Raw genomic sequence first — 15719 nt, 5'->3', positions numbered from 1 at the left:
GGGTATCTGCAGCATCTGTATCCAGAGTTCTGAAAAATGACACTACCTTTTCTGTATCTCAGAAGACAAGGGAAAGGATTCTGGAGGCGGCAGGCGAACTGGGATACAACAAATGTTTTGAATACTCAGCCATTCAAGGTGCAAGAGGAACCATAGGAGTTATGCTTTTGTATGGCGAGGAAGAAGAAGTGGAAGATAAATTTTATCAGATTATCCGCGTGAATATAAAGATGGAACTTGAAAAAAACGGGTTCAAAGTAAAAGAGGTCTTTGAATCTATGCTGGATACCAATGCATCGAAGATATCCGATTATCAGGGTTTGATCTTTGTAGGATATTCCACACTCTGGTATCAAAAGAAGGTGTTCAGACAGGCTGTTCTGGATTCCGGATTGCCGGTGGTATGTGCGGACTTTCACCTGAAAGATGGATCGCTTACAGCTGATTGCGTGATAAACGATTTCAAACAGGCAGTAAAGAAAGTTATAAATATTTTCCTGAAAAAAGGATTTGATTCTATCGGATATATGGGGACATACGGGCTGGAAGCGAATGGCAAGATTCACAGGGATGAACGTTTTCTTTATTTCCGGCAGATTATGAAAAGTCTTGGAAAGTATGATGAGAAAAATATCTACCTGTGTCCATCCAATCACACACAGCTTGGATATGAGCTGGGAAAAGAAATTATCCGAAAAGGAAGGCTTCCACGAGCGGTATTTGTGGAAAACGATACCATGGCCATCGGTTTTCTGAAAGCTTTGAAAGAAGAGAAAATTTCTGTTCCGGGTGATGTGGCGATTGTCGGGTGTAACGATGATCAGGTGGCATCCTTTGTAACTCCCGGGCTTTCCACTGTGAAGTTACATAATGACCTGGTCGGAATGATGGCAGCAAAGACATTGATGGAATGTCTTTACACGAAAAGAGAACAAGGTTTAAAAATCATTGTACCAAATCAGTTGATTCTCAGGGAAAGTTGCCCTGAATAAAAGTAGAAAGGGGAAAGATATGGAATACGTATACAAACACATGGACTGGAGTAACGTAGAAGTCCTTGGAAGAAATCGTCTTCCGGTCAGACCGTTTTATTGTGGTTATCCGAATAAGGAATCGGCAAGACAGGGAAGAAGAGAAGAATGTTCCAATTACCGTCTGTTGAACGGACAGTGGAAATTTGCTTATTATGAGTCACCGTTTTATGTTCCTGACACATGTATGGAGAAGGCATATGACGATCGGGAGTTTGGCATGATGCCGGTTCCCGGACACTGGCAGCTGAATGGTTATGATTATCCACATTATAATGATGCGATAGCATTGTTCCCGATTCTGGACGACCCGGGCATACAGGCAGACAATCCTACGGGTGTTTACCGGTACACTTTTCAGGAGGAGAAACAAAAAGACAGGGAATATATCCTGAGGTTTGACGGAGTTGAGAGTGCTTATCACGTATGGCTCAACGGTACATTCATAGGATACAGCCAGGGGCCTCGTAACACAGCTGAATTCGATGTGACAGAAGCATTACAGGATGGGGAAAACGTGCTGGCGGTGATTGTCTACAAATTCAGTGATGGCAGTTATCTGGAAAATCAGGATATGTGGTGGTTTGCCGGAATTATCAGAGATGTATCTCTGATCCGGAGACCGAAACATCATATGCTGGACTGGCGGATCGTATCTGATCTGGTTATGGAACAGAATGATCCGGGTGTCCTTCAAAAGAAGGAAACAACCGGAAAGATTTGCCTGGATGCAGTGTTTGAAAATCATACGGAGGATGAGACGGCGCTTACTGTTGAGATGGAAGTAATGGACGGCGAACAGGTCATCTTCAGTGAGAGCCGCGAGATAAGTGGTAAAAAAGGCGAGACAGAATATGTGACAGAGGTAATTCTGGAGAATATAAAACCCTGGTCAGCAGAACACCCTGAGTTATATCGGGTGATCCTTACCCTGAAGAAACAGGGAGAAGTTCTGGAATCCTATGGAGAGTGGACAGGATTCAGAAATATTTGTGTAAAAGACGGATTATTCCTGGTAAATGGAGAGGCTATCAAATTAAAAGGAGTAAACCGACATGACTGGAATGAAAATACAGGACGATGCATTACAAAAGAGGATATGCTGGCTGATCTGTATCTGATGAAACAGAACAATATCAATGCAGTACGAACCTCGCATTACCCGCCACATCCTGATTTTCTGGATATGTGTGACCGTCTTGGACTTTATGTGATGGAGGAAGCTGATCTGGAGTGTAACCAGATGGCTTATACCAAAAACATGAATAAGATCAGTGATGATACGATCTGGGAAAAAAGCTATGTGGATCGTGCGGAACGTATGGTAAGAAGGGATAAGAACCATCCAAGTATTCTGTTCTGGTCACTGGGAAACGAATCAGGATTCGGAAGCAGCTTTGTAGCCAGCGGAAGATTTATAAAAGAGTATGATCCAACCAGACTGGTTCATTACGAGGAAGACAGGGATGCTTCTATAGCTGATGTGTACAGTACCATGTATACCAGACATAAGGCATTGGAGATCCTGGGAAGAGACACTGCAAAGAAGAAACCTCATGTAGTATGCGAGTACGCACATGCAATGGGAAATGGCCCGGGAGGATTAAAAGAATACTGGGAAATATTTGAACGATATCCAAGGCTGCAGGGCGGTTTTATCTGGGAGTGGGTTGATCACGGTATTAAAAAATATGACAGCAACGGCAAAGCTTACTATACATATGGCGGAGATTACGGGGATTATCCAAACAGTGGGGCATTTTGTTGTGATGGACTGATCCAGGCAGACAGAAGACCGACGCCAGGTATTTTACAGGTGAAAAAAGTAATGGAGCCGGTAACATTTATCGATTTTGATAAAACCACAGGTGAAATTACAGTTTGTAATAAATATGATTTTACTGACCTGTCTCATCTTGAAGGTACATTCAAGGTTCATACACTGCAGGGAATTCTGCTGGAAGGTAAGGTGGATCTGAGTGAGGTAGCACCACATGGATGCAAACGCATCACGGTATATGATTCTGCAGAGTCAGGAGCATGGTGCGATGAACAGGATATCTGGCTGACGATCACAGTATGTTACAAAGAAAAACAGATCTGGTCGGAGGAAGCTCATCATGAGGTTGCGTTCCATCAGGAATGTCTCAATAAAGCAGTTCGGAAGACAGTGAAAGAGCCGGCAGATAACGGAAGCTCCGGAGAACTGCATATGGTGGAGAAAGCAGGAATTATTTATGTGGAAGGCCAGAATTTTACTGCCGAGTTTGACCGGGTTCATGGATATTTAAGTGGTTATACATTGAATGGCGAACGGTTAATCTGCAAAGGACTGGGGCTGAACTTCTGGAGAGCACCTGTTGACAATGACAAGAATGTGGCTGAAATCTGGGAAAAAGCGATGTTGAAAGCCATGACAAACCTTGTTGAAAAGGTGACGGTAGAGGAGAAGAAACAGGAAGTGGTTATCTCCGTTTCACAGATCTATGCACCGATAACGGTTGACTGGAAAATCATTGTGAAGGCTGAATATCACATTCAGGCAGATGGTCTTATAACCATGAGTTATCACGGAGTGCCAACCGGTGTGCAGCTTCCGGAGAGTTTTCCGCGGATCGGTATGCGGTTTGTGCTGGATAAAGCCTGTGAACAGGCAGTCTGGTACGGAAGAGGACCTCTGGAAACATATCCGGACTGTAAAGAAGGCAACGCGATAGGCTGCTGGGAGAAGAACGTGGAAGATTTCTATTTCCCTTATGTACTGCCTCAGGAGACAGGTAATCATGAGGATACTCGCTGGGCTGCGTTTGTGACAGAGGCGGGTAATGGAATCTGTATCGCATCGGATAAAGAATTCTCTTTTGGAGCATTACATTATACACAGGAAAACCTGACACAGGCGACACATACAAATGAACTTCACAGAACGGAAAATATCCAATTATCTGTTGATTATGCACAGCATGGTCTGGGAAGTGCAAGCTGGGGTGCCGAGTGTCTGGAAAAAGATAAACTGTATCCGGAACCGTTTACATTTACCTGGAAGATTTTCGGAACCGGGAAGGAATCGCTGGCAGAGCGGGCCGAGCAATACAGAAGAAAGTAAGAAAGGAAGGGAAAAGATGGAAGGAGGAAATGAAAGCCAAATTCGGCAAATAGAAGCATAGTCATATTTATAAACAAAGCATAATAAAACGGGTGTCTGAAGTATATTCAAACACCCGTTTTAAAAAGGATGGAGGTTTCTGTGTACGGAAAAAAAGTTATAAAACGAGATATTTATCAAATCATTATTCCGATGATACTGGAAAACATACTTCAGATTTCGGCAAACCTGGTAATCACGGCAATGGTTGGACGGTTGCTTGCAAATGACATTTCCGCACAGGGGATCTGTATTCGGATTACGGATACATTATGGTGTTTTTATAAGGGAGTGGCAATTGGGGCTACGGTTTTGATCGCCCGGGCATACGGTGCGGGCAGACATCAGGATTGCAGGAAGATTGCGGAGCAGACCATTCTTACGGAAATGATTATTGTGTTTATTTTTCAGGTGGTGTTATACTTTAAGGCACCGCTTTTTCTTGGATTTTTTTCAAAGGATCCCCAGATCCTCTCTCTGGCAGAGGGGTATATGAAGACTATTATATTCGAATTCCCGTTTGTGGTGATCACGACGGTGGTTACAGCCTCTTTCCAGGGATACGGCAATACAAAGATTCCTATGTATATTGCGGTTCTTATGAATGTGGTCAATATTGTCTGTGGTTACTGTTTTATCTTTGGTGCCTTCGGTATTCCGGGCATGGGAATAAAAGGTGCGGCTACCGCTCTTTTGACGGCACAGGCAGTTGGTGCAGGTACAGGACTGTACCTTTTATATAAAAAGAAGGGTGGACTGTTTCGAAAAGTACCATCTGAGCATAGATTTTTCAGTTTTGATAAAAAATGTATCTACGAAATCTATACTACAGGAATTCCGGCAGCATTGGAAACCGTATTCTGGCAGGTTTCTGCTATCATTTTGAGTAAAGTGATACTATTTTACGGAAACCAGGCATTTGCCGCATATCAGCTGGGTATACAGGCAGAGGAAATTACGGAGATGCCGGCCATTGGTTTTAGTACGGCATCCACTACACTGGCAGCCAGAGCAATTGGTATGCAGGATGAGGAACTGCGAAAAGTTTACTTTAAAGAACAACTGAAAGTGGGAGTATTTATCAGCTCGATAACTTCGGTGCTGCTGATTTTCCTTCCGCGGTTCTTTATGACTCTGATGACGGACAAACCTGAATTACAGGCCATAGGTGTTGTATATGTGTTTGTTATGGGATTTATTCAGATACCTCAGAATTTGTCCAGGATCTACAATGGAACCATCAGAGCTATGGGGTATAAGAATGCTCCTATGCTGGTGGCGGGATTTGGCATATGGATCGTAAGGATTCCTCTGTGTATGCTGGCTGCTTATGTGTTAAGGCTGCCTTTGACAATAATCTGGATTATTATTGCGATGGATCAGGTGTCCAGATTCCTGCTCAGTGTAGGATTGTATTATCGGATCAACAAAAAGCGTGAGCAGACGATGAACGCGGTATAGAACGGAAAAAAGGAGTAAGAATACATATGAACAGAGAATTTTTATATGAATTACTGGAAACAGCATCAGTTTCCGGCTTTGAGGAAGAGATTCAGAGAAAAGTTATAAAGTATGCAAGAGGATTTGCGGATGAGATCTACACGGATGAAATTGCCGATGTGGTAAGTATTGTAAATCCGGATGCAGAGATCAAGGTTATGCTGTCGGCACATATGGATGAGATTGGTCTCATGGTATCGCATATTACGGAGAAAGGAATGCTCCACGTATCCAAGGCGGGTAGTATTTATCCGGGAACTTATCTTGGACAGAAAGTCAGAATCATGCATGAGGGAAATGTGGTTTACGGCGCAGTCCGAAACCATGGCTCTCTGAATAAGAAAGAGTTGGAAATTACAGATATCATCATCGATATCGGTGCTGTTTCAAGGGAAGATGCCATGGCTCATGTGGCCTGTGGTGATCCGGTGAGCTTTGACACGGATTACAGAGAACTTTTAAATGACAGACTTTGTGCAAGAGGCCTTGATGACCGTCTGGGAGGATATATTATCCTGGAGGCTGCGAAAAAGGCCAAGGAAAGAGGGTGCACATGTGGAATTTATGCGGCAACTACTGTAGGGGAAGAACTGACAAAGCACGGAGCTGCCTGGTGTGCATCCCGAATCGCTCCGACTCTGGCTATTGTGCTTGATGTTACATATACCAGCGATTATGAGGGAACAAGAACCATCGAAAACGGAGAAATCCTTCTGGGAGGCGGACCTGTTTTCCTCCATAATTCTTTCAGTCATAAAATGGTGGTGGAGCGACTCGAAAAAGCTGCCCGGAATGTACATATAAAATATCAGTGGGAGAACGGATGTGGAAGAACCTGTACGGACGCAGATGCTATTCATATGGCAGGCAGGGGGATACCTACAACAGTTATGTCCATACCTCTTCGCTATATGCATAATCCGGCAGAAGTGTGCAGTATGGAGGATGTGCAGGGATGTATTGACGTGCTTGCGGAATTTTTATGTGGAATCGGGTCTGATATTTGTCTGAAACCTCTGGAAGGATAAGGTGATTTATGAAAAAATATATGGCGATTGCCGGATTGGTATTAGTTACTGTTATCTGGGGAGGTGGATTTGTGGCCAGTGACATGGCTCTTGACAGTCTGTCGCCTTTTCAGATCATGACCATTCGTTTTCTGTTGGCTTCCGTGCTTATGGGTGGGATAAGTATCCGGAATCTTAAAGGAATAAAAAAAGAGGAAGTAACTGCAGGAGTTTTTATGGGCGCAGCTCTTTTTATTGGGTTTTCTCTTCAGATCATAGGACTGCAATATACGACTCCGTCAAAGAATGCGTTCCTCACAGCCACAAATGTGGTGATTGTTCCTTTTATTGCTTTTCTGATCTGCCGGAAAAAAGTAGGATTCAGAGGTATAATAGGAGCAGTGCTGGCGATAGCAGGGGTGGGGCTTCTGTCCCTGGATAAAGATCTGTCCCTGGGACTGGGTGACGGACTGACACTTATATGTGCAGTGGGCTTTGCTTTTCAGATTTTTCTGACAAGCATCTTTGTGAAGAAGTACAGGGCATCTGTGTTGAACTTTATTCAGATGTGTACGGCAGGTATTTTATCATTGATATTCATGATTGCCTCCGGGCAGGTGTATTTTCAGGTTACTGCAAAAGGATGGTGGAGTGTTCTCTATCTCGGCATTATCAGCACAACGGTCTGCTATCTTCTTCAGACAGCATGCCAGAAGTATGTGGATGAGACAAAGGCGGCAATTATTCTGTCTATGGAGTCTGTCTTCGGAACCTTGTTCTCGGTCATGATTCTTCATGAAAGTATCACATTGCGCATGATATTGGGATGTATCATTATTCTGGCGGCGGTTATTCTGGCGAATTCAGCCACGGAGGAGACAACGGCATAAGGGCAGCGTCGTGTAACTGTTCAGTACCTTCACAGTTACAGCGTCGTAACAATTCGTTGCGTGGTTGGGGGCAATATGGTAAGATAAACCATGAAATGCACTGACATAGCTGATGCGATTCGAAAAATATTGAAAAGTATCATGCAGAGAGGGATTTAAGATGGCTACAATAAAAGATATCGCAGAGCGTACCGGTTTTTCCGCAGCGACAGTCTCCAGAGTTTTGAACCATGATGAGACGTTGAATGTGCAGGATGAGACCAGAATGAAAATATTTGATGCTGCCAGGGAACTTCAGTATCAGGCAAGGGAAAGAAAAAGCAGGAAGCGACACCTGATGGTTGGGGTTTATTATTCCTATTCCAGAGAGGAGGAGCTGAGAGATACTTATTATCTGACAGTCCGTCTGGCGGTAGAAAAAAAACTAGAGGCAGAGAATATGGAACGCTGTCAGATCCAGAATCTGGAGGAGCTGAAGAATCTTGGAGGACTCGATGGCCTTTTGTGCCTTGGAACGTTCAGCAAGAGTATGGTAAGGCAGATAGAAGCCTTCAAAAAGCCTACAGTATTTCTGGATGCTATGCCAAAAGGAGATCAGTTTGATTGCGTAGTCAACGATCTGGACAGTTCTGTGGAAGCGGTGATGGATTATCTGACAGGACTGGGACATAAAAAGATAGCATTTATTGGCGGCTATGAAGTCGACAAGGATGGCGAGGAAGTGCATGATGAACGAATGGTAACTTACAAAAAATATATGGAGCGAATCGGTGAATTCTCTCCGGCACTTGTGCGGGTGGGAAGCTTCACGCCGGAGGACGGTTATGTGCTGTGCAGGGAAATCCTGGAAGGGAAGGAGAAACCTACAGCGATATTTGCAAACAACGACTCTCTGGCAGTGGGCTGTTATCGGGCAGTCAGTGAAAAGGGACTCCGGATTCCGGAGGATGTGAGTATTGTGGGATATAATGATATAGCGGTGGCAAACTATCTGGTTCCGCCGCTGACTACAGTGCGCCTGCATATGGAATTATTGGGTGAGGAGGCGGTTCGCCTTCTTCGTGAACGCATCACATCCTCCAGGGAGATAGGGTTAAAAGTGATCGTACCTGCGAAGCTTATTGTACGTGGCAGCGCAGATAGGGTAAAATAAAAAGCGAAGAGATGTATTAATTAAAAAAGACAAAAAATATATTTGACAGAACAGAAAAAAATAATTATACTTGGGTTGTCAAATAAATAGAACCGGGGAGCTTATGTGATAGGCTGAGAGGAAGTTGAAAACTTCGACCCGTATACCTGATTTGGATAATGCCAACGTAGGAACGTTATGTAAGAGAGTCTGTAACTGTGAAGGTACAGAAAAATTACGACAGATTTAACGGGAGATACTTTGGTATCTCCTTTTTTACGCGAATCCGGGTATAAAAGAATGAGATTGAGCGAGAGTTCATGAAGGGGCGCACCACCGAGGGTACGTTTCTTTGTGGACTCTTTTTTAGCTTCAAGGAGGTGAGATGCAGGTGATCAAAGTAAACGGAAAAGAAATCGAACTGGAGAAGGCAACTTCTGTAGAAGTGTATCTTGAAAGTGCAGGATACCAGATGAAGCGGATTGCAGTAGAACTGAATGGCGAGATCCTTCCCAAAAACGAGTATGCGGACAGGATGTTAGAAGACGGAGACTGCATGGAGGTGGTGACATTTGTAGGAGGAGGCTGAAAATGGAGACAACGAAGGTTTTGACAAAAGAGGAAATACAGGCTGCACTTGAAGAACGTCATTCACCGGAAAAGCAAAAGAAACTGTCCGAAGGCCGGGTGACGATCGCAGGTCTCGGAGGTCTGGGATCCAACGTGGCATATGCACTTGCGCGTATCGGCGTGGGTCATCTTCATCTTATTGATTTTGACGTGGTGGATATTACGAATCTGAACCGGCAGCAGTATTTTACAGAACATATCGGTATGTATAAAACAGATGCTTTAAAGTCTCTGCTTCAAAAGATTAATCCGTATATCGATATTCAGACGGATTGCATCAAAGTGACAGAAGAGAATCTGATTTCACTTTTTGAGAATGCAGGAATTATATGTGAAGCATTTGACAATCCGGAGGCAAAAGCCATGCTTGTAAATGGAATTTTGGAGCATTTTCCGGAGAAAAAACTGGTGTCCGCATCCGGAATGGCCGGGTATGGAAGCAGCAATACAATTCGTACCCGGCGATTGATGAAAAACTTCTATCTTTGCGGGGATCAGGTTACGGAACCGACTTATGGACATGGATTGATGGCTCCGAGGGTTGCGATCTGCGCAGCCCATGAAGCCAATATGATCACCCGTTTGCTGCTTGGAGAAGAAGAAATATAGCAGCTATTCAGCAGACATTGTGAAAACAGTGAACCATTACGAAGTATAAAGAATACAGGTAACTATTCAGCAGATATTAAGTAGACAATGAACAGTTACGAAGAAGGAGAAATAAACCTATGAGTACAAAAGATACATGGAGCCTTGGAGGACATGAATTCACATCAAGATTTATCTTAGGATCAGGAAAATTTTCTTTGGATCTTGTGAAAGCCTGCATTGAAAAAGCAGACGCACAGATCATCACACTGGCACTTCGCCGTGCAAACGAAGGGGGGCTTGCCAATATTTTGGATTACATTCCGGAGAATGTAACCCTGCTTCCGAATACATCCGGAGCGAGAAATGCCCAGGAGGCAGTGCGAATCGCCAGATTATCAAGAGAAGTGGGATGTGGGGATTTTGTAAAGATCGAAGTTGTACACGATTCCAAATATTTATTACCGGATAACTATGAGACGATCAAAGCAACAGAAATCCTTGCAAAGGAAGGATTTGTAGTTATGCCTTATATGTATCCGGACCTGAATGCGGCAAGGGCTCTGAAAGATGCCGGAGCAGCCTGCATCATGCCACTGGGAGCACCCATCGGATCAAACAAAGGTCTGGCGACAAAGGAGTTTATCCAGATCCTAATCGATGAGATGGATCTGCCGATCATCGTTGACGCAGGAATCGGCCGCCCGTCTCAGGCATGTGAGGCTATGGAAATGGGAGCGGCTGCCGTTATGGCAAATACAGCAATCGCGACAGCCGGAGACGTGCCGGTTATGGCAGAGGCATTTAAAAAGGCAATCGAAGCAGGACGAAGCGCCTACCTTTCCGGTCTGGGAAGACAGATCGAAAGAGGAGCAAGTGCATCATCACCGCTGACCGGATTTTTGGAGGACTAGACCATGGAAAATCAGCATATCAATGAAAGTATCTTAAGCGAAGAGATTCTGGAAGATCAGAAGAAAAACAGAATCGATCATATGAAATATATGCCGGGTATGGAAGATATCGGGTCTGAGATCCTGGATCAGGTCGTAGATGCCATGCATGCGTATGATTATGACAAATACACAGCGGCTGATGTAAAACAGGCCATCGTACACAGTTCCAGAACACCGGAAGATTTTGCGGCGCTTTTATCACCGGCAGCACTGCCTTTCATCGAAGAGATTGCCCAGGCAGCGCAGATTGAGACAAGAAAACATTTTGGAAACAGCGTCTATATGTTCACACCGATCTATATTGCGAATTATTGTGAAAATTATTGCATTTACTGTGGATTCAACTGTCATAATAAGATCAAACGTGCCCAGTTAAATGAAAGCGAGATTGAAAAAGAAATGCAGGCGATCGCTGAGACAGGCTTGCAGGAGATTCTGATCCTGACCGGAGAAAGCAGAAACAAATCCACAGTGGAATATATCGGAAATGCCTGCAAGATCGCAAGAAAATATTTCAAAGTGATCGGACTTGAAATCTATCCGGTGAACTCGGATGAGTATGCGTATCTGCATGCATGTGGCGCTGATTATGTAACTGTCTTCCAGGAGACCTATAATTCCGATAAATATGAAACACTTCATCTGGCAGGCCACAAACGTATCTATCCGTATCGTGTCAACGCCCAGGAGCGTGCCATAAGAGGAGGAATGCGCGGAGTAGGATTTGGTGCACTGCTGGGTCTGGATGATTTCAGAAAGGATGCATTTGCGACCGGATACCATGCATATCTTCTGCAGAGAAAATATCCGCATGCAGAAATCGCATTTTCCTGTCCGCGTCTGCGCCCGATCATCAATAACGATCGCATCAATCCTATGGATGTTCACGAGAAACAGCTTTTGCAGGTTGTGTGCGCATATCGGTTATTCATGCCATTTGCAAGTATCACAGTGTCAACGAGAGAGTGCGCGCGGGTACGTGACAACCTTGTAGGTATCGCGGCAACCAAAATCTCCGCCGGAGTCAGCACCGGAATCGGAAGCCATGTGGATGACATCGAGGATAAGGGCGACGACCAGTTCGAGATCTCAGATGGAAGAAATGTAGAAGAAGTCTATAATGCACTGCTTTCTAACAATTTGCAGCCGGTGATGAGTGATTATATTTATGTGTAGGGAATGATCAGGGAACAGTAACAAGGTAATGAACAGTAATCATTTCCGCGTTGCCCTGGTATATAATAAATTCATGGATAAAACAGAAGTTATTAACCGTCTGCGGTATGAAAAGCCGAATATGCAGATGTGTTTCCGCACAGAGAAAGCATTGTCTCTGTTACATTTCGAAGGGAGTGAAATGTTATGACAGCCAATCCGATTTTGCTTCGGAAAAAATATAGTCGTGTCATAGAGTGTTTTGCCAGACAGCAGGAAATTTCATTGGACGCTGCATTGGATTTCTTTTACCATTCCCAGGTATATCAGCTGATTCGAGATGGTGTTTCAGATATGCACTGTATGAGCGATGCGTATCTTGCGGAAGAATTAAAACAGGAATATGCTGAATTAGGATGCAGTGACAGATAGTATGATAGCATGTGTGTAAATAAACCTGTATTATTCACGAAAAAAGCTGTGGATAATACAGGTTTATCATTATAAATTTGTAATAGCGGCCTGTTTTACATCAGGAAATTTTACCGATTCGCACGAATTACCCTACAGGGATTACCAGCTGCGATCACATTGCCGGGAATATCTTTAGTTACAATACTGCCGGATCCGATTACAACATTATCTCTGATCGTAATGCCCGGTAAAATAATAGCACCGCCACCAATCCATACATTGTTCCCAATGATAACCGGTGCTGTTTGCGTTTTACAAAATTCGAATGAGCCATCTTCTTTTGGCTCACCAAAACGAGTTATTGCATCAGTCGATTGCCGTCAGCTTATGGATCCATTTGTAGCTTTTGAAGCGCAGGAATATAGGCAGACATTTAAAGATCTGATCGGATTGCACGGCGATCACTACAAGTTCTACCGGCAGCTTCCAGTAGAATGCAGCCAGGAAGGACAATGGCATTACAATGCACCAGACGGAAATCAGGTTCAGATACATCGAAAATTTGGTATCTCCGCCACCCTGGATGATACCGACTCCGACCGGCATCTGATACGACATTCCAACCATGATCACACTCATAATAATCATGAAGTGGTCTGCATATAAAGTAGCCTGAGGGGTCAATCGGTACATGGATAACAGTGGACTTCGAAGTAAGAATAATACAGTTCCAAGCAAGAGCCCGATAGCCAGATAGAGTACGGAAAGGGTACGCCCGTTGCAGCGTACTTTTTCTTCGTCATTGCTTCCGATATCTTTTCCGATCACGACAGCAGAAGCACCGGCTATCGCAATGACGATTACCTTCAGATACTGAAAAAAGGTGCTTGATACGGAATTGGCTGCAATCGCATCCGCAGAAAGATGCCCCAATATCGCTGTCTGCATAGGAAGGGAAACTGCCCACAACAAACCGGAAGTCAGGATGGGAATACACACTTTAAAAAAGGTTTTCCAGACAGTACCACTGCCTTTTCCGATAATACCATCCCGGAATTTTTCATCAAACAATTTGACTTTTGTATCTTTTTTCCATACATAGAAAAGAACGATTCCCAGTTCCAGTATGCGTGCTGCAAAAGTTCCGATGGCAGCACCTTGGATTCCCATTTCCGGTGCACCGAATCTTCCGAAAATCAGGATATAATTGATTCCGCCGTTCACCAACAGGGATATGACGGATATAAGGAATGCGATTTTTACGGTCTCCACGCTGCGGAGCATGGCCAGTAAAAGGTTGCTGATCATGAAAAATAAAAAAGTCCATTGTATGATATGAAGGTAAATAGTACCTTCTCTTATGATATCCGGTGAGGTCGTAAAAAGACCAATCAGTGTATTCGGAATACGAATACATAAAGTGATAATTCCGGCAGCAATTGCCAGGCTGAATAACAGTGCGGCTTTTGTTACCTTCCGGATAGGTTTTGTCTGATGGCTTCCCCAGTATTGGGAACTGATTGCAATTAATGCATTGCCGATCGCCAGTGCAATCTGATTTACGATAAAATAAATCTGGTTTACCGTCGCAGCGCCGGAAAGTGCATTCTGGCTATAACTTCCCAGCATGATATTGTCCAGCATATTCACGCTGTAGGCCACCAGGTTTTGCAGCGCGATTACTGTCATTAATTTGAAAAAGGAACGGTAAAAAGAAGGATCTTTCGTAAAAAATGTTTTTTTCATGTCGTTGATTTATCTGTAAACTGTAAAAGTATAGAACAGTTACACTACTCCTTTGATTGGCTGATGCGCCGTTAATATATTTATTATATAAAGTCAATAGAGGATTCGTCAATCAGTAGATTTTGCAAATGAGTTCAAAAAAGATCCGGATATCGATGTGGTTCTGATCGCTACTCCGAATGACTGCCACAAACCTATCGCCATCCGTGCCATGCATGCAGGGAAGAATGTAATATCGGAAAAACCGGTGACATTATCTTCTGCTGATCTGCTGGAAATGGAAAATGCAGCCAAAGAGACAGGAAAATTACTTACTGTACACCAGAACAGACGGTGGGATGATGATTTCCTGATCATCAAAAAGCTGGTAGAGGAGCAGAAACTGGGACATGTCTTCCGGATCGAGAGCCGTGTCCATGGTTCAAGAGGTATCCCGGGCGACTGGAGAAAAGAAAAGGTCCATGGTGGCGGAATGGTCCTGGACTGGGGCGTACATCTGCTGGATCAGATCTTATATATGTACGGTGACAGAAAGATCGAGACCGTATACGCATCACTTACCAATGTCACCAACCAGGAAGTGGACGATGGCTTCACTGCTATCCTGACATTTGAAGGTGGAACGGAAGTCCTGGTGGAAGTCGGTACCAACAATTATATTTCCCTGCCGAGATGGTATGTACTGGGAGAAGACGGTACCGCAGTGATCCGGGACTGGCAGTTAAACGGTGAGATCATCCGTAAGACCGGTAGGACGGAAGAGACGGTAGTACCGGTTAAGACAGCAGCCGGTCTGACAAAGACCATGGCACCGAGACGGGAAGATACCATTGTAAAAGAAGACTTACCAAAAATATCCGGAGATATTGCAGACTTCCACAGAAATGTAGTTGCAGTGATCCGGGACGGAGCAGAACCTGAGATCAAACTGTTCCAGGTGATGCGTGTCATGAAACTGATGGAAGCAATCTTCCGGTCAGCGGAGACAAACCAGGTGATCAAATTTCAGGATCAGGTGTAACAGGGAAGAACGTGAACAATTATAAGTAGAAACCATAAATAAAAATTAAAAATAAATGGGAGAAAACAGGAGGAAATAAGTATGAAACAGATTAAAATCGGAACCTGCGTGCCGGGAACAAAGGCGGAAGAATGGTTAAAGGGATTTGCGGGAAAAGGCTTCGAAACATTTTCCATCAATTTCCATATGTCACTGGAAGGAACAGACCTTGACAAACTGGCACTGACCACAGAACAGATTCTTGCCGGTACAGATTCCAAGATCACTACACTCGGATATTATTGTAACCCGATCCAGTACGCAGAGCACAGAAAGACACTGGAAAAGGTGATCTGCACTGCTGAAAAATTCGGAGCTACCCATGTAAGCACCTTTGCAGGAGCCTGGGAAGGAAAACCGGTAGAATCCGCATACGAAGAGTTCGGAAAAGTGTTCCGTGAACTGGCAGACCTTGCAGAAGAAAAAGGTGTGAAACTGGGTATTGAAAACTGCCTGATGGATGGA

14 protein-coding genes, 1 pseudogene and 1 riboswitch are annotated in these 15719 nt (G+C 44.1%); of the genes and pseudogenes, 13 read left to right on the top strand and 2 right to left on the bottom strand.

What is annotated here, in order from left to right:
• The 11 genes from MSA64_RS01035 to MSA64_RS00985 all read left to right on the top strand — a co-directional run.
• Positions 1-992 (top strand): LacI family DNA-binding transcriptional regulator (locus MSA64_RS01035; RefSeq protein WP_287890176.1); only part of this gene is annotated, 992 nt, incomplete at its 5' end.
• A 19-nt stretch (positions 993-1011) separates the two neighbouring features.
• Complete coding sequence (locus MSA64_RS01030; RefSeq protein WP_287890175.1) at positions 1012-4137, top strand: glycoside hydrolase family 2 TIM barrel-domain containing protein; 3126 nt, start codon at positions 1012-1014, stop codon at positions 4135-4137.
• Between the two features lie 141 nt (positions 4138-4278).
• Positions 4279-5637: an MATE family efflux transporter gene (locus MSA64_RS01025; RefSeq protein ID WP_158617861.1), complete on the top strand. Its 1359-nt coding sequence runs from the start codon at positions 4279-4281 to the stop codon at positions 5635-5637.
• A 26-nt stretch (positions 5638-5663) separates the two neighbouring features.
• Positions 5664-6704: a M20/M25/M40 family metallo-hydrolase gene (locus MSA64_RS01020; RefSeq protein WP_287890174.1), complete on the top strand. Its 1041-nt coding sequence runs from the start codon at positions 5664-5666 to the stop codon at positions 6702-6704.
• Between the two features lie 8 nt (positions 6705-6712).
• Positions 6713-7573 carry a DMT family transporter gene (locus tag MSA64_RS01015; RefSeq protein WP_154431136.1) on the top strand — a complete coding sequence of 287 codons (861 nt, stop codon included), beginning with the start codon at positions 6713-6715 and terminating at the stop codon, positions 7571-7573.
• A gap of 160 nt (positions 7574-7733) precedes the next feature.
• A complete protein-coding gene (locus MSA64_RS01010) occupies positions 7734-8726 on the top strand; it encodes a LacI family DNA-binding transcriptional regulator (protein ID WP_287890172.1) in 993 nt (330 codons plus the stop codon).
• A gap of 83 nt (positions 8727-8809) precedes the next feature.
• Positions 8810-8917: riboswitch (TPP riboswitch) on the top strand.
• Between the two features lie 173 nt (positions 8918-9090).
• Entirely contained in the window at positions 9091-9294 is a 204-nt protein-coding gene (gene thiS, locus MSA64_RS01005; RefSeq protein WP_022172107.1) for a sulfur carrier protein ThiS, read from the top strand.
• 2 nt (positions 9295-9296) lie between these two features.
• Positions 9297-9944, top strand: a complete 648-nt coding sequence (thiF, locus tag MSA64_RS01000; RefSeq protein WP_022172108.1) for a sulfur carrier protein ThiS adenylyltransferase ThiF — start codon at positions 9297-9299, stop codon at positions 9942-9944.
• Between the two features lie 119 nt (positions 9945-10063).
• Positions 10064-10837, top strand: a complete 774-nt coding sequence (locus tag MSA64_RS00995; RefSeq protein WP_022172109.1) for a thiazole synthase — start codon at positions 10064-10066, stop codon at positions 10835-10837.
• A gap of 3 nt (positions 10838-10840) precedes the next feature.
• Positions 10841-12055 (top strand): 2-iminoacetate synthase ThiH, encoded by a 1215-nt coding sequence (thiH, locus tag MSA64_RS00990; protein WP_277663819.1) that lies wholly within the window; start codon positions 10841-10843, stop codon positions 12053-12055.
• Between the two features lie 186 nt (positions 12056-12241).
• Positions 12242-12466 carry a DUF3791 domain-containing protein gene (locus MSA64_RS00985; protein ID WP_287890171.1) on the top strand — a complete coding sequence of 75 codons (225 nt, stop codon included), beginning with the start codon at positions 12242-12244 and terminating at the stop codon, positions 12464-12466.
• Between the two features lie 110 nt (positions 12467-12576).
• Here MSA64_RS00985 and MSA64_RS00980 read toward each other — a convergent pair.
• Positions 12577-12819 (bottom strand): annotated as a pseudogene (locus tag MSA64_RS00980) (DapH/DapD/GlmU-related protein); the annotation flags it as partial.
• Positions 12815-14194, bottom strand: a complete 1380-nt coding sequence (locus MSA64_RS00975; protein WP_287890169.1) for an MATE family efflux transporter — start codon at positions 14192-14194, stop codon at positions 12815-12817. The pseudogene MSA64_RS00980 and the gene MSA64_RS00975, both read right to left, overlap by 5 nt.
• 103 nt (positions 14195-14297) lie before the next feature.
• Here MSA64_RS00975 and MSA64_RS00970 point away from each other — a divergent pair, with 103 nt between their 5' ends.
• Positions 14298-15215, top strand: coding sequence for a Gfo/Idh/MocA family protein (locus tag MSA64_RS00970; protein ID WP_287890177.1), 918 nt, complete (start codon positions 14298-14300; stop codon positions 15213-15215).
• 81 nt (positions 15216-15296) lie between these two features.
• Positions 15297-15719 (top strand): sugar phosphate isomerase/epimerase family protein (locus tag MSA64_RS00965; RefSeq protein WP_287890168.1); only part of this gene is annotated, 423 nt, incomplete at its 3' end.

It is taken from the genome of Oliverpabstia sp. (genome assembly GCF_022785585.1).
Lineage (GTDB): Bacteria > Bacillota > Clostridia > Lachnospirales > Lachnospiraceae > Oliverpabstia > Oliverpabstia intestinalis.
Note: the sequence above shows the minus strand (reverse complement) of the source record. Positions and strands in the feature narration are given on the sequence as shown.

Bases quoted from the DNA above. Each gene is read 5' to 3' on its own strand.
- MSA64_RS01030 (WP_287890175.1), top strand. From the start codon at position 1,012: ATGGAATACGTATACAAACACATGGACTGGAGTAACGTAGAAGTCCTT.
- MSA64_RS01020 (WP_287890174.1), top strand. From the start codon at position 5,664: ATGAACAGAGAATTTTTATATGAATTACTGGAAACAGCATCAGTTTCC.
- MSA64_RS01015 (WP_154431136.1), top strand. From the start codon at position 6,713: ATGAAAAAATATATGGCGATTGCCGGATTGGTATTAGTTACTGTTATC.
- MSA64_RS01010 (WP_287890172.1), top strand. From the start codon at position 7,734: ATGGCTACAATAAAAGATATCGCAGAGCGTACCGGTTTTTCCGCAGCG.
- thiS (WP_022172107.1), top strand. From the start codon at position 9,091: ATGCAGGTGATCAAAGTAAACGGAAAAGAAATCGAACTGGAGAAGGCA.
- thiF (WP_022172108.1), top strand. From the start codon at position 9,297: ATGGAGACAACGAAGGTTTTGACAAAAGAGGAAATACAGGCTGCACTT.
- MSA64_RS00995 (WP_022172109.1), top strand. From the start codon at position 10,064: ATGAGTACAAAAGATACATGGAGCCTTGGAGGACATGAATTCACATCA.
- thiH (WP_277663819.1), top strand. From the start codon at position 10,841: ATGGAAAATCAGCATATCAATGAAAGTATCTTAAGCGAAGAGATTCTG.
- MSA64_RS00985 (WP_287890171.1), top strand. From the start codon at position 12,242: ATGACAGCCAATCCGATTTTGCTTCGGAAAAAATATAGTCGTGTCATA.
- MSA64_RS00975 (WP_287890169.1), bottom strand. From the start codon at position 14,194: ATGAAAAAAACATTTTTTACGAAAGATCCTTCTTTTTACCGTTCCTTT.